The sequence below is a fragment of the Amorphus suaedae genome (assembly GCF_053629675.1).
Window position 1 is genome coordinate 2,556,928 of record NZ_JBRJIT010000001.1, and the last position, 13,751, is coordinate 2,570,678.

Consider the following 13,751-nt stretch of genomic DNA (forward strand, 5'->3'; position numbering starts at 1 on the left):
TCAGCGGTCCGGCGTGAGAACGAGGGTCGCAAGGGGGGGAAGGGTCAGTTGCGCCGAAGAAGACCGGCCGTGCCAGCCGTGATCGACGGCGGTGATCACGCCGCCGTTCCCAACGCCGGAACCGCCGTAGTGTTCCGCGTCGGTATTCATAACTTCGCGCCACGCCCCGCCTTCCGGTAGGCCGACACGGTAACCGTGCCGGACTATGGGCGTCATGTTGCAGACGACGACGACAGGCCGCACCGAGCCGCGCCCCTTGCGGAGATAGACGAAGACGCTGTTCTCCGCGTCCCCCGCTTCGATCCACTCGAAGCCGGCTGGATCGCAGTCGAGTTCGTGGAGGGCGGGTTCGGACTTGTAGAGCTTGTTGAGGTCGCGCACCGCAGATTGCAGGCCGGCGTGCATCGGGTCGTCCAGCAGGTGCCAGTCAAGCGACTGGTTGTGGTTCCATTCGCGGTCCTGGCCGAACTCGCCGCCCATGAAGAGCAGCTTCTTGCCGGGATGGGTCCACATGAACCCGTAATAGGCCCGCAGGTTCGCGAACTTCTGCCAGCGATCGCCCGGCATCTTGCCGATCATCGATCCCTTACCGTGCACCACCTCGTCGTGAGACAGCGGCAGCACGAAATTCTCCGTGAACCCGTAGTGGATCCCGAAGGTCATCTTGCCGTGGTGGTGCTTCCGATGCACGGGGTCGAGGCTCATGTAGTCGAGCGTGTCGTGCATCCACCCCATGTTCCACTTGTAGCCGAACCCCAGTCCGCCGGCATCGACCGGCCGACTGACGCCCGGGAAGGCCGTGGATTCCTCGGCGATCGTCTGCACGCCGGGCACGCGCTCGTAGACGCGGGTGTTCATTTCGCGGAGGAACGCGGTGGCATCCAGGTTCTCGTTGCCGCCGTAGCGGTTCGGAATCCAGTCCCCCTCATCGCGCGAATAGTCGAGGTAGATCATCGACGCGACCGCATCCACGCGGAGCGCGTCGATATGGTAGTGCTCCAGCCAGAACAGCGCGTTCGCTTCCAGGAAGTTGGCGACCTCGAGCCGTCCGAAGTTGTAGATCAGCGTGTTCCAGTCGCGATGGAATCCGAGCCGCGGATCCTCGTGCTCGTAAAGCGCCGTCCCGTCGAAGCGGACGAGACCGTGCGCGTCCGAAGGGAAATGCGCCGGCACCCAGTCGATGATCACGCCAATTTCGGCCTCGTGCAGCCGATCGACGAAGCGCGCGAACGCTTCGGGGGGACCAAAGCGGCTCGTGGGCGCGAAGAGGCCGATCGGCTGGTAGCCCCAGGACCCGGTGAACGGATGCTCGGATACCGGCATCAGCTCGATGTGGGTGAAACCCATGTCGGTGGCGTAGTCCACCAGCAGGTCGGCCAGCGCGTCGTAGTCGAGCGCTTCGCCGCCACCACCCCGCTTCCAGCTGCCTAGGTGCACTTCGTATACCGACATCGGCGCCGAGAGCGCCTGCTTCTCTGTCCGCTTGCCCAGCCAGGAGGCGTCGGCCCAGTCGTGCTCCGGCAATCCGCTTGCGATCGAGGCGGTCTCCGGCGGATGCTCCTGGGAAAAGGACACCGGGTCCGCCTTCAGCGGCAGGACGTCGCCGTTCACGCCGACGATCTCGTACTTGTAGAGCGTCCCGCGTTCCAGGCCCGGAATGAACAGTTCCCAAACGCCCACGCCCAGCCGGCGACGCATCGGATGGCGGCGACCATCCCACGCGTTGAAGTGGCCGACGACGGAGACGCGCCGCGCGTTCGGGGCCCAGACGCTGAAGGCAATGCCCGCGACACCGTCGAGGGTCGTGGGATGCGCGCCGACGCGTCGGTAGAGTTCCAGGTGCCGGCCCTCGCCGAGCAGGTACTCGTCCAGTTCTCCCATCACCGCGCCGAAGCGGTAGGGATCGTCGCGCTCCCAGACGTGGTCGCCCGCCGACTGCCGAAGCCGGTAGGGGAACGGTGCCACACGGCCTTTCAGTTCGCCGGCAAAGAAACCCTCCGGGTGAACGCGGTCCAACGCACCGACGGGTTCTCCGGTGTCGGCATCGAGAACCGTGACCGTTGCCGCGTCGGGGGCAAAGACATTGACGACGAGGGGCGATCCATTGCCGCCGAACATACCCAAGACGGAAAACGGGTTGCCATGACGGCCCCGGATGATGCCCTCGATCTCGTTCGCGGACGGAGCAAGCGTGTTCAAGTCGGTCGTCATACGTCGACCTCTTCGTTGCCGATCAGCGAAATCAGGCCGCGCAACGGTATCGCGACCCAGTCCGGGCGATTGGACAGTTCGTAGGCGACCTCGTAGGCGGCCTTCTGGATGACGAACATGTCGAGGAGCGCCCGGGCGAACGCCGGATCGTCGGGATGAGTGGGGGATCCGGCAATCGCGGCCTCATAGGCCTCCATGTAATGCCGGGTCGTCAGTTCTCGCCAAAGACGCGCGCGGGTGCCGGCGCCCTCGTTGCCGGCTTCGCCGGCCCCACCCTGGGGATCGAGAACGGCAGCCGCCGCATAGTCGATCGAGCGCAGCATGCCGGCCACGTCGCGCAGGGGCGACGTCTTGGCACGACGCTGGTCGAGGCTGCGGCGCGGTTCGCCTTCGAAGTCGATGATCATCACGTCGGCCTGGACCATCAGGACCTGTCCGAGGTGATAGTCGCCATGGATGCGCGACTGCCCGCCGGACGGCTTCAGCCCGGAGGCGGCATCCGCCCTGGCCAGCAGCCTGTCCTTCGCATCCAGCACGACATCGGCGGCAGCCCGTGCATCGTCCGACAGTCCGTCGCGGGCCGAAGCAAGGCTCTTCAACATCGACTTGACGTCGTCCTTCGCTTCCTTCGTCCAGGCCTTCACGTCGCTGGCCTTGATGGCCTCGACGGTAAACGCCGGGTCGTCGGTCTCGGTGGCGAACGCCTGATGCAGCTCCGCCGTGCGGCGGCCAAGAAGATCGCCGATCATCAACGGATAAGGGAATGGCGCCTCATCTCCGCCAGGGGCCGGATCGGACCCGCTCAAGTATCCGTCGAACTCGTCCAGATCGCGCCTGAGTGCCGACGTCAGCACTTCCCAGGCGTCGCCCTGATTCCGCACGAAGCCGAAGGCGGCGGCGAGCATCGTGGTCTGGCCGTCGTCCGTGCGATGTTCGACAGAGCCCAGGTACGGCGGCGTGTTGGCGAAGCCGGCGGTCTCCGTCAGGAACTGGGCAACTTCCACCTCGGGCTGAAGCCCCCGGCGGAGACGCCGATAGAACTTCAGGATCAGCGTATCGCCGAACATGATGGAGACGTTGCTCTGCTCCACGCCGATCGGACGGGGTTGCTCGAGCGTCTCGGTGCCGTCGAGGAGTTCGGCAAGCAGGTCGTTGCCGTGGAAGACGACGCTACCTACACCCGACTCGACGGTCTCCCCCCGGCGGATGGCGGCGAGCATGGACTCCGGCAGCGTTGCCTCGAACGCCCCGTCGATCAGCGCGCCGACCTTGGGACCGCGCCGCAGCTTGGCGAGCGTGTAGGCAAGCGTCGGCGAACCGAAGGAGAGCGTTTCGTCGCCCCAGACGGCGGAGAACGGCAGGAAGTAGCGCTGGGTCTCCCCATCGATCTCGACGTCGACACAGGCCAGCGTGTGACGGCCGCCGTCGAGTTCGGCGAGCGGCGTCACCGAAACCGACTTGATGGTGCTGTCCTTGGCGGCGAACCAGCGCTGCAGCGGCAGGAACTTGGGCAGCACATCCTTTTCAAGGAAGCGCCCCTCCCGTCCGGACAGCGCCGTCGAGATGCGGCCGTCGCGGGTGGTCAGCGTGATGAAGTCCGGCAGGATTTCCGGCATCGGCGTGTGCCAGGACGGCGCCTGATCGGCATCCGCCAGGACGAACCAGTAGAAGCCGAAGGCGGGCAGCGTGATCAGATAGGGCAGGTCGCCGATCGGCGGGAACGCGGAATTGCCCATCATCTCGATGGGCACCTGGCCACGCTTCTCGGAGAGATCGAGTTCGACCGCCTGTGCGGCGCGCGACAGGTTGCCGACGCAGAGGATCGTCTCGCCCTCATATTCGCGCAGGTAGGCGAGCACCTTGCGGTTGGACGGGTAAAGCAGCGTCATGCTGCCCCGGCCCAGCGCCTGGTGCTGCTTGCGGACGGAAATCATCCGCCGCATCCAGTTGAGGAGCGACGAGGTGTCGGAGTGCTGCCCCTCGACGTTGATCGTCTGGTAGCCGTAGAGCGGGTCCTGGATGACCGGCAGGAAGAGCTGCTGCGGATTGGCGCGCGAGAAGCCGGCATTGCGGTCGGAGGACCACTGCATCGGGGTGCGCACGCCGTCGCGGTCGCCGAGATAGTAATTGTCGCCCATCCCGAGCTCGTCGCCGTAGTACATGATCGGCGTGCCCGGAAAGGACATCAGGAACGAGTTCAGGAGCTCTATCTTGCGCCGGTCGTTCTGCATCAGCGGCGCGAGACGGCGCCGGATGCCGAGGTTGATGCGGGCGCGCGTGTCACCGGCATAGACCTTCCAGAGATAGTCGCGCTCCTGGTCCGTCACCATCTCGAGCGTCAGCTCGTCGTGGTTGCGGAGGAAGATCCCCCATTGGCAGTCCTCGGGGATCTCCGGCGTCTGACGGATAATGTCGGTGATCGGATGCCGGTCCTCCTGCGCCACCGCCATGTACATGCGGGGCATCAGGGGGAAGTTGAATCCCATGTGGCATTCGTCGTTGTCGCCGAAATACGGGCGCGTGTCCTCGGGCCACTGGTTGGCCTCGGCGAGCAGCATCCGGTCGGGATAGTGGGCGTCCAGCTCGGCGCGGATCTTCTTCAGGACGTCATGGGTCTCGGGGAGGTTCTCGTTGTTGGTCCCTTCGCGCTCCACCAGATACGGGATCGCGTCGAGCCGCAGCCCGTCGACACCCATGTCCAGCCAGAAGTGCATGACCTTCAGCACTTCGTTCAGGACGCGCGGATTGTCGAAGTTCAGATCGGGCTGGTGCGAGTAGAAGCGGTGCCAGTAGTAGGCGCCGGCGACGGGGTCCCAGCTCCAGTTCGATTTCTCCGTGTCGGTGAAGATGATGCGCGTCTCGGGAAACTTCTGGTCGCTGTCGGACCAGACGTAGAAGTCGCGCGCAGCCGAACCGGGCTTCGCGTGACGCGCCTTCTGGAACCAGGGATGCTGGTCGGAGGTGTGGTTGATGACGAGCTCGGTGATGACCCGCAGGCCGCGCCGATGGGCCTCGGCGATGAAGCCCTTGAAGTCGGCCATCTTGCCGTAGGACGGATGGATCGACTTGTAGTCGGCGATGTCATAGCCGTCGTCGCGCAGCGGCGAGGGATAGAACGGCAGCAGCCAGATCGCGGTCGCGCCCAGCTCCTGAACGTAGTCCAGGCGCTGCATCAGCCCGCCGAAGTCGCCCATTCCGTCGTTGTTGGAATCCTGGAACGCCTTCACGTGCAACTGGTAGATGACGGCGTCCTTGTACCAGTCGGCGACCGTGCGATCGATGATGCCGTCCATACGCTTGCTCCGGGATGTCATGCGCGCGGTGCTCCCGGCGGGTAGATCCGCCAGATCGCATAAGGACAGTCGTTCGGATCAAGCCGTAATCGCTGCATCTTGCCGTGCCAGGTGAAGTGGTTTCCGTGCCGCAGGTCCTCCACCTCGATGGACGCCTCGTCGGGGAGGCCGAACTCCCACAGCGGCACCTCGAAGTCGAATTCCTGGGCGGTGTGCGGATCAAGATTGACGTGGACGAGAATGTAGCTGCCCGCCTCCTCGTCGCTCTTTCCGTAGTAGAGGACGCTGTCGTTGAAGGCGTTGAAGAACGACAGCGACGTGAAACTGCGCAGCGCCGGATGGTTGTTCCGCAGCCGGTTGAAGAGACGGATGTCGTCCTTGATGTGCCCGGGCTTGTCGAGGTCCCAGACCCGGAGTTCGTACTTCTCCGAGTTCAGGTAATCTTCCTTGCCGGGAACCGCCTCCGCCTCGCAGATTTCGAAGCCGTTGTAGAGGCCGTAGTTGCCGGCGAGCGTGGCGGCGAGCGCCAACCTGAGCCGGAATCCGGCGCGCCCGCTCGTCTGCAGGAACTCCGGATTGATGTCGGGCGTGTTGGCGAAGAAGTTCGGGCGCATGTACGCCGCGCACTCCGACGTCGTCAGTTCCGTCAGGTACTCCGTCAACTCCGCCTTGGCGTTGCGCCAGGTGAAGTAGGAATAGGACTGGCTGAAGCCGACCTTCGCGAGCCGTTTCATGACCTTCGGTCGCGTGAAGGCCTCCGCCAGGAAGATCGTGTCGGGGTGGCGCTCGCGCACCTCCGCGATCATCCACTCCCAGAACGGCAGCGGCTTGGTGTGCGGATTGTCCACCCGGAAGATCTTCACGCCGTGATCCACCCAGAACAGCACGACGTCCCGGAGCGCGAGCCACAGCCCAGGAATGGCATCCCGGTAGAAATGGACGTTGACGATGTCCTCGTATTTCTTAGGCGGATTCTCGGCGAACTTGATGGTCCCATCCGGACGCCAGTCGAACCACTCCGGATGCTCCTTGATCCAGGGGTGGTCCGGCGCGCACTGGATCGCAAAGTCGAGCGCAATCTCCAGACCGTGCGCGTGCGCAGCGTCGACCAGCCGGTCGAAATCCTCGATCGTTCCGAGTTCCGGATGGATGGCGTCGTGACCGCCCTCCTCCGACCCGATCGCATACGGGCTCCCCGGGTCGTAGGGTCCCGGTGTGAGGGTGTTGTTCCGACCCTTGCGGTTGATCCGCCCGATCGGATGGATCGGCGTGAAATACAGGACGTCGAACCCGAGATCGTGGACGTATGGCAGCCGCCCGATAACGTCGTCGAACGTGCCGTGCTTTCCGGGCTCTCCAGACTGGGAGCGCGGCATCATCTCGTACCAGGCGCTGAAGGCGGCGCGCTGGCGGTCGACGAAGACCTCAAGGTCTCGTTCGTAACGAGTGAGATTGGTGCGCGGCCCGGCGCGCCGCATCAGATCGCCGGTCGCCGGCGCGAGCAGAATTTCGAGGCGCTCGGCCTCTCCGGCCGCATCAAGACGCGCCATGACGTCCGATAACCCGGCACGCCCGGCCTGGAAATCGGCCCTGGCGATCGTTCCCGGCTGGAATTCGTTGGCCAGGGCAGCCTCCACCAGACGGCGCCCTTCTTCGATCTCCAGGGAGATCTTCACGCCGGCCGCGATCTTCTTCTCGGTGTCGCGCAGCCAGCTGGCAAACAGATCGCGCCACGCGATTAGGCTGTAGAGATGGATGCCCGGCTGCTGGAAGGTGACCTTCCCCTGCCACCGGTCGTTCTCGAGGAACCGCATGGGAACCTCTTCCCAAGCGGGACCACCACGCGGCTTGAAAATGAGGGCGGCGTCGATCACGTCATGGCCGTCGCCGAAGATGTCGGCCTCGACGACAAACGGCTCCCCCACCGCCGATTTGGCGGGGAACCTCCCCCCGTCGATCTCGGTCCCGATGCCTTCGATGGCGATACGCCGATCCGCCAGAGCGTAGATGCGCTCAATGGCCGGATCGTCGAGCGGTCCGAGTCCGGAGCTCGCCGCGGGCGAGACAAGCTTAGACGCCTTTCGGCTCAATCTCTCGGCCAAGAATTGCCCCTTGTCTTGATTTGCAGATCGCTGATTTCAACCCATCGCGTACGGTGTTTGATCGTCTTGAGGATATCGCATCAGACAAATGCTCCGTCACCAATGATGACGAAAGCCTGCCCTCCAGAATCGAACCTACCCCCCAGCCCGCGATATCGACGTGATTGGCCAACGCGGCTCGGCGTGGATTGGTTCCGCTGGTGGTGGCACGCAAGAAGCAGGCCGAAGACTGCATGTTCCGCTGAAAACCGATCGCGAATTGTCCTCTGAACCTGCCCACCTGCTGAGGTCCAATGCGCCGATCGGAACCCTGGAGGCCGAAAAAATATTTGGTTCCAGCGCCTCGGGGCCACAGTATCTGCTGCGCGTGACCCCCATATGTCTTATGCGATATCTGCCTCACGCTCGATTTGCGATCTTGCGCGGGAGCGCGGCACGCTGGAAGGCGATCCGCGACGACTGCCACCTCCCGCTCCGCGCCGAGGCACGGGCCGGGTCGAGCCAACAACAGACATCCTCACACGCACGGATCGAACGGTACCTGATGCAATTCGGCTCTCGTCGCGGGGGGCTCAGAGAGCTGACAGCCTCGGCGCATGCTCTGCTGGACGCAACAGTCGGCCCGCTGGACACGACCGCTGCCTACAGGCGGTATCTGCTTGGCCTGCACGGGTTCCGAGGCGCGGCCGAGCAGTGGCTTTCCCATGCCGCAATGCCGGCCGCATTCTCCGACTGGCGTCCGACCCGGATTGCCGATCACCTGGAGGCTGACCTCGTTCACCTCGGAATGGCAGCCGGGCGGGCACCGGCCCCCCTGCCCATCGAGCAAAGCCCATCCGCCGCCGTCGGCGTCGCATATGTACTCGAAGGCTCCGCGCTTGGCGGCAGGATCATCGCGCAACGGGCCCTGAAGCTGGGCTTCGATGTACACAACGGCGCGCATCATCTCGGCGCGCAAAGCCATTCGCTTGGCAACTGGCGCAGCTTCCTCGACCTCCTGGAACGCGCCGAGCCATTCAGCCTGGTTATCGCTGCCGAGGCGGCGACGGCCGCCTTCCGCGCCGCCACTGTCACTTTCGAGAGCTTTGACCATGTCGCTGCCTGATCCCGTCAATCTGACCAACTGCGACCGGGAGCCCATTCACATTCCCGGAAGCATTCAGCCGCACGGCTGCATGGTCGTGTGCAGCCCGGGCGGGGGCACCGTGTTGCGTCACTCCGAGAACGCGGCGGAGATGCTCGGCCTGAGCGAGCCGCTGAATGGGGCGTCGCTCGAGAGCCTGTTCGACGAAGCGTGTGTCGAAGCACTGCGGACCGCGGAAGCGATCGCCGGTGACGTGGCGCGGCCTGCGCTTCTGTTCGACCTGCCGGTCTCCCCGGAACGCCGCTTCGATGTCAGCGTGCACAGGAAGGGTGCGGCCGTCCTGATCGAATTCGAACCGGCGATGAAATCCAACCAGCCGCTCCGTCTGACACGGGACATGGTCGGTCGCGTCGGCGACATCGAGGACGAGGGCACGCTGATGGACCGCGCGGCCCACCTCGTTCGCTCGGCGCTCGGCTACGACCGCGTCATGATCTACCGGTTCGAGCCGGACGGATCCGGGAAGGTCATCAGCGAGGTCAAGCGGTCGGACCTGGAGAGCTTCCTCGGGCAGTATTTTCCCGCCACGGACATTCCCCAGCAGGCGCGCGCGCTCTATCTCGACAACACGATCCGCATCATCTCCGACGTGAATTTCCAGCCGGTCCCGATCGTCCCCCAACTGGACGCCGCCGGCGAGCCTCTGGACCTCTCCCACGCCCATCTTCGCAGCGTCTCGCCGATCCACTGCGAGTATCTGCGCAACATGGGGGTGGCGGCGTCGATGTCGATCTCGGTCATCGTCGACGGCGCCCTGGCAGGCCTGATCGCCTGCCATCACTATTCGCCCCGGATCCTGCCGATGGCGGAACGGGTCGCGGCGGAAATCTTCGGCGATTTCTTTTCGCTGCACCTGAACACGCTGAAACAGAAGCGGCGTCTGGGTACTGCAACGGCGGCGCGCGCATCGTTGGACCGTTTCCTGCGACGCGCCACCCACGTGGGCGGTGTGGAAAACCTGTTCAAGGAGAGCCTGCCCGACTTCGCCAGCCTCGTGCCGTGCGACGGGGTGGGACTTTGGCTCGGGGGAAGCTTCCATGCTCACGGGACGACGCCGCCCGCCGACGCCATCCCGGAACTTGCGCGGCACGTGGGCGAGGTGGCCGACGGTCGCGTCTGGATGACCAACAGCGTGTCTCGGGAGGTGCCGGGAGCCGAGGCCTACATCAAGGAAGCTTCCGGCGTGCTCGCGATCCCCCTGTCGCAGCTCCCCAACGACTACATGTTCTTCTTCCGCAAGGAGCTCGTTCAGACCCTCGATTGGGCGGGCAACCCCGACAAATCCTATGAAAGCGGTCGGTTCGGCGACCGGCTGACGCCGCGCAAGAGCTTTGCGATCTGGAAGGAGACGGTGCACGCCCAGTCGGCTCCGTGGACGGAGTCCGAAGTGGAAAGCGCCGAAGAGGTGCGCGCGGCAACCGTCGAGATCGTGCTGCGCCAGAACGAGCTGATGGCGGAGGAGCGACGCAAGTCCGACGTCCGTCAACGGATGCTCAATCAGGAGCTCAACCACCGCGTCAAGAACATCCTCGCGATCATCAAGTCCCTGGTCGGGCATCCCGTCCAGGACGGCCGGACGATGGTGGAGTATGTCGACACGCTGAAGGGGCGGCTGCAGGCGCTGTCGTTCGCCCACGATCAGGTGGTCCGCGGCGATGGCGGCGGCATGCTTGCCGACCTGCTCGATGCCGAGCTGTCACCCTATCGCAACCCCTCGACGACGGTCCGGCTCGAAGGCCCTGGCATCTGGATGGACGGGCGCGCCTTCTCGGTGCTCGCGCTGGTACTGCATGAGCTGGCAACCAACGCCGCCAAGTATGGCGCGCTTTCGCAGGAGGGCGGCGAGCTGATCGTCAGATGGGATGTGGATGCCGAGGGCGACTGCCGGATTTCGTGGCAGGAGGCCGGAGGCCCCGCGGTTTCGGCGCCCACACGCTCGGGCTTTGGCTCCGCCCTGATCAGCCGCTCCATTCCCTACGACCTCGGTGGCCGCAGTCATGTGGAGTATGGAGCGGACGGGGTATCGGCGGAGCTGGTCATCCCGGCGAAGTTCACCGAGCTCACCGACGAGCCCGGCCGTTCCGAAGTGAAGGCGGCGGGCGTCCGGACGTCGGACGGTTCCCTCGACAGCACCACCCGGCTGCTGCTGGTCGAGGATCACATGCTGATCGCGATGGACGTGGAAGCGAGCCTGCAGGATCAGGGGCTGACCGAGATCACGACGACGGCTTCGGCCTCCGAAGCGCTTGAGAAGCTGCTCCGGTCCACACCGAACGTCGCCGTTCTCGACGTCAACCTCGGCGACGAAACCTCGATCCCCGTGGCCGAAGAGCTCACGCGGCGTGGCATCCCGTTCGTGTTCGCGACCGGCTACGGTGACGGCTCGATGATCCCGGCCGCGTTCGCCCACGTGCCTGTCGTGCGCAAACCCTACGAGATGACCGAGTTGCTCGACGCGATCTCGTCGGTCCTTCTGGCCACCGCCCCGTAGGGCGTCGGCGGGTCCTCGACCCGCCGACCGCAGGGGCTCAGCGTTCGGCGACCACCGGGTTCCGCAGCGTTCCAATCTGGGTGATCTCCACCTCGATGGTGTCGCCGTCGCGCATGAGGACCGGCGGCTTCCGCTTGAAGCCGACGCCCGCCGGCGTGCCGGTGGCGATGACATCGCCCGGTTCGAGCGGCAGGATCGTGGAGATGTAGGCGATCAGGCCCGGGATCGGCGTGATCAGCATGTCGGTGGTGGACGTCTGCATGACCGTGCCGTTGAGGCGGGTCGTCAGGGTGAGCTTTGAGGGATCGGGTATCTCGTCGGCCGTCACCATCCACGGGCCGAAGCCTCCGGTCCCGACGAACGTCTTGCCCGCCATGAACTGCCCGGTGTGGCCCTGCCAGTCGCGGATGCTGCCGTCGTTGTAGCAGGCGTACCCCGCCACGTGGTCGAAGGCGTCTTCCTTCGCGATCCGCCGGCCGCCCTTGCCGATGATGACGGCCAGTTCGCCCTCGTAGTCGAAGATGTCGGATTCGAGCGGCTTGATCATCGGCTGGCCGTGCCCGACCTGGCTCGCCGGATAGCGGGGGAACAGCGCCGGGTTCGCCGTCTCGGTACGGCCGGTCTCGGCGACATGGTCGCGGTAATTCAGGCCGATGCAGATGATCTTGGCCGGATCTGGGATAACCGGGTCGAACGTGACATCGGACAGCGCAACGTCAACCGGAGCAGAGGCGGCAAGGTCGCGCGCCTTGTCGAGACCGTCGGTTTCGAGCAGCGCACGCAGCGTGGGGGCATTCGGCAGCTTCGCGCCGAGATCGACGATGCCATCGTCCTTGACGACGCCGTAGCTGGGGGTTCCGTTCATGCGAAACGAGACAAGTTTCATGGGCGTCACACCTTCCAGATGCCGCATTGATCTTGAGCGAGCATGCAAAGGTGCGGGGCGACGCGCGCCGCGACCCTCGCAGTCGCCACGGGTCCGTACCATGCTTCCGTGCGCGGGCACCACATGCCGTGATCTGCGGCTTGCGCTGGCGTTAGCGCTCTCGTGTATGCAGGCGCACGCCCGTTGCGCCTTGCGGGGCACCTGCGAATCGCCGTCAGATCAGCCAGTATCGTCCCGCCCCGTGCAGTCCCCGTCCCCGCGTCATCCGCCAGCCAGGCCCGTCCCATGCTCGAAACCCGCATCGACATCCGCGTCGAATGGAGTCACTGCGACGCCGCCCGGATCGTCTACAATCCGCACTTCTTCTCATGGTCCGAAACGGGGGTCACGACGCTGTTCGAGGCGGCTGGCTTCGGACTGCCCGACCTGATGAACAGCGACCCGGCCTATCGGGGCGTGCCGCTGGTGAAATGCGAGGCAGCGTTCCAGGCCCCGGCCCGGTTCGGCGACGACCTCGTGCTGTCGACCACCATAACGCGCTTCGGGCGCTCATCCTTCGACATGGCGCACCGCTTCACGCGGGACGATGCGCGGGTCGCGGAAATCACCCAGGTCCGCGTCTGGAGTGCGGTCGACCCGGACGACGCCGATCGCATCAAGGCTGTGGCGATCCCCGATCCCATCCGCCAGGCACTTGAAGCCCCCCGGAGGGTGGAGGTCCGAACCGTCTGGACGCCTTGAACCGGGGATGCCCTGCCGCCATCTGCCGCCCAACGGATCGACTTCTTCCCGACCGCCGTTGCTTTCGCCGCAGCGATGATTGCGGGCCGGTTCAGAACCGGCTATCGATGGAAATTGATATATCAGTTTCCGAAGAGTTCATGCCGAACACCGACCCGATTTCACCGATCCTCTCCCGGCGGGAGGACGACCCCTTCGCCGACGTGCGGGTCGATCGTAAGCGGCCGGCTGTTGCGCAGGTCTACGAGCAACTGCGCGCGCGCATCATCGCGCTCGCCGTTCCTCCCGGCGCGACCCTGTCGCGGGCGGAACTGGCGGACAGGTTCGGCGTCAGCCAGCAGCCCGTGCGCGAAGCGATCCTGAAGCTGGAGGAAGAAGGGCTCGTCGAGACCTATCCGCAGTCGGCGACCAAGGTCGCGAAGATCGACCTGCAGAGCGTGCGCGAGGCGCAGTTCCTGAGGATCTCGGTGGAGATCGAGGTGGTGCGCAAGCTGGCGCTCACCGAAGGGCTCGACCTGTTTCCGATCGAGAGCCTGATCCTGCAACAGGAGCGTTTCCTCCAGCGCGAGGATTTCGCGGCCTTTGCGGAGGCCGACCGGGAGATGCATCGCACGATGCAGGACATGGCGGGGGTTCCCGGCCTGTGGACCCTGATCCGCAGCCGCAGCGGCCACCTCGACAGGCTGCGGCACCTCCATCTGCCGACCCCCGGCAAGGCGCAGAGCGTCATCGGCGGGCACCGGGGGATCCTGGCCGCTCTCGGCCGGCGCGACCCGGCAGAGGCGCAGGAGGCCATGCGCCGTCACCTGTCGGGCACGCTGGCGAGTGTCGAAGAGCTGCGCGACCGGTTCCCCAACCACATCAAGGACTAGCGAAAGCCCCC

The 13,751-nt window shown here is 65.2% G+C and carries 8 protein-coding genes; 4 read left to right on the forward strand and 4 right to left on the reverse strand.

All coding sequences use genetic code 11. The features are described 5' to 3' along the window. The 3 genes from glgB to AB7M35_RS11450 are packed head-to-tail and all read right to left on the reverse strand — an operon-like array spanning position 1 to position 7,606. The gene (gene glgB / locus AB7M35_RS11440; protein ID WP_453959856.1) at positions 1–2,211 is read right to left on the reverse strand and encodes a 1,4-alpha-glucan branching protein GlgB; all 2,211 of its coding nucleotides are present in this window, start codon (positions 2,209–2,211) and stop codon (positions 1–3) included. Then, positions 2,208–5,525, reverse strand: coding sequence for a maltose alpha-D-glucosyltransferase (gene treS / locus AB7M35_RS11445; protein ID WP_453959859.1), 3,318 nt, complete (start codon positions 5,523–5,525; stop codon positions 2,208–2,210). The genes glgB and treS overlap by 4 nt, the downstream gene beginning before the upstream one ends. Next, a complete protein-coding gene (locus tag AB7M35_RS11450; RefSeq protein ID WP_453959860.1) occupies positions 5,522–7,606 on the reverse strand; it encodes an alpha-1,4-glucan--maltose-1-phosphate maltosyltransferase in 2,085 nt (694 codons plus the stop codon). The genes treS and AB7M35_RS11450 overlap by 4 nt, the downstream gene beginning before the upstream one ends. A gap of 160 nt (positions 7,607–7,766) precedes the next feature. Here AB7M35_RS11450 and AB7M35_RS11455 point away from each other — a divergent pair, with 160 nt between their 5' ends. Together AB7M35_RS11455 and AB7M35_RS11460 are read left to right on the forward strand one after the other, a co-directional pair. After that, positions 7,767–8,711: a biliverdin-producing heme oxygenase gene (locus AB7M35_RS11455; protein WP_453959862.1), complete on the forward strand. Its 945-nt coding sequence runs from the start codon at positions 7,767–7,769 to the stop codon at positions 8,709–8,711. Further along, positions 8,698–11,241, forward strand: coding sequence for an HWE histidine kinase domain-containing protein (locus AB7M35_RS11460; RefSeq protein ID WP_453959864.1), 2,544 nt, complete (start codon positions 8,698–8,700; stop codon positions 11,239–11,241). Before AB7M35_RS11455 ends, AB7M35_RS11460 begins: the two co-directional genes overlap by 14 nt. 37 nt (positions 11,242–11,278) lie before the next feature. Here the strand turns inward: AB7M35_RS11460 and AB7M35_RS11465 are convergent, their stop codons facing one another. After that, the gene (locus AB7M35_RS11465; protein WP_453959866.1) at positions 11,279–12,127 is read right to left on the reverse strand and encodes a fumarylacetoacetate hydrolase family protein; all 849 of its coding nucleotides are present in this window, start codon (positions 12,125–12,127) and stop codon (positions 11,279–11,281) included. A 285-nt stretch (positions 12,128–12,412) separates the two neighbouring features. Here AB7M35_RS11465 and AB7M35_RS11470 point away from each other — a divergent pair, with 285 nt between their 5' ends. Together AB7M35_RS11470 and AB7M35_RS11475 are read left to right on the forward strand one after the other, a co-directional pair. Next, entirely contained in the window at positions 12,413–12,868 is a 456-nt protein-coding gene (locus AB7M35_RS11470; RefSeq protein WP_453959867.1) for an acyl-CoA thioesterase, read from the forward strand. Positions 12,869–13,008: 140 nt separating this feature from the next. Further along, entirely contained in the window at positions 13,009–13,740 is a 732-nt protein-coding gene (locus AB7M35_RS11475) for a GntR family transcriptional regulator (protein ID WP_453959869.1), read from the forward strand. Positions 13,741–13,751 lie beyond the last annotated feature (11 nt).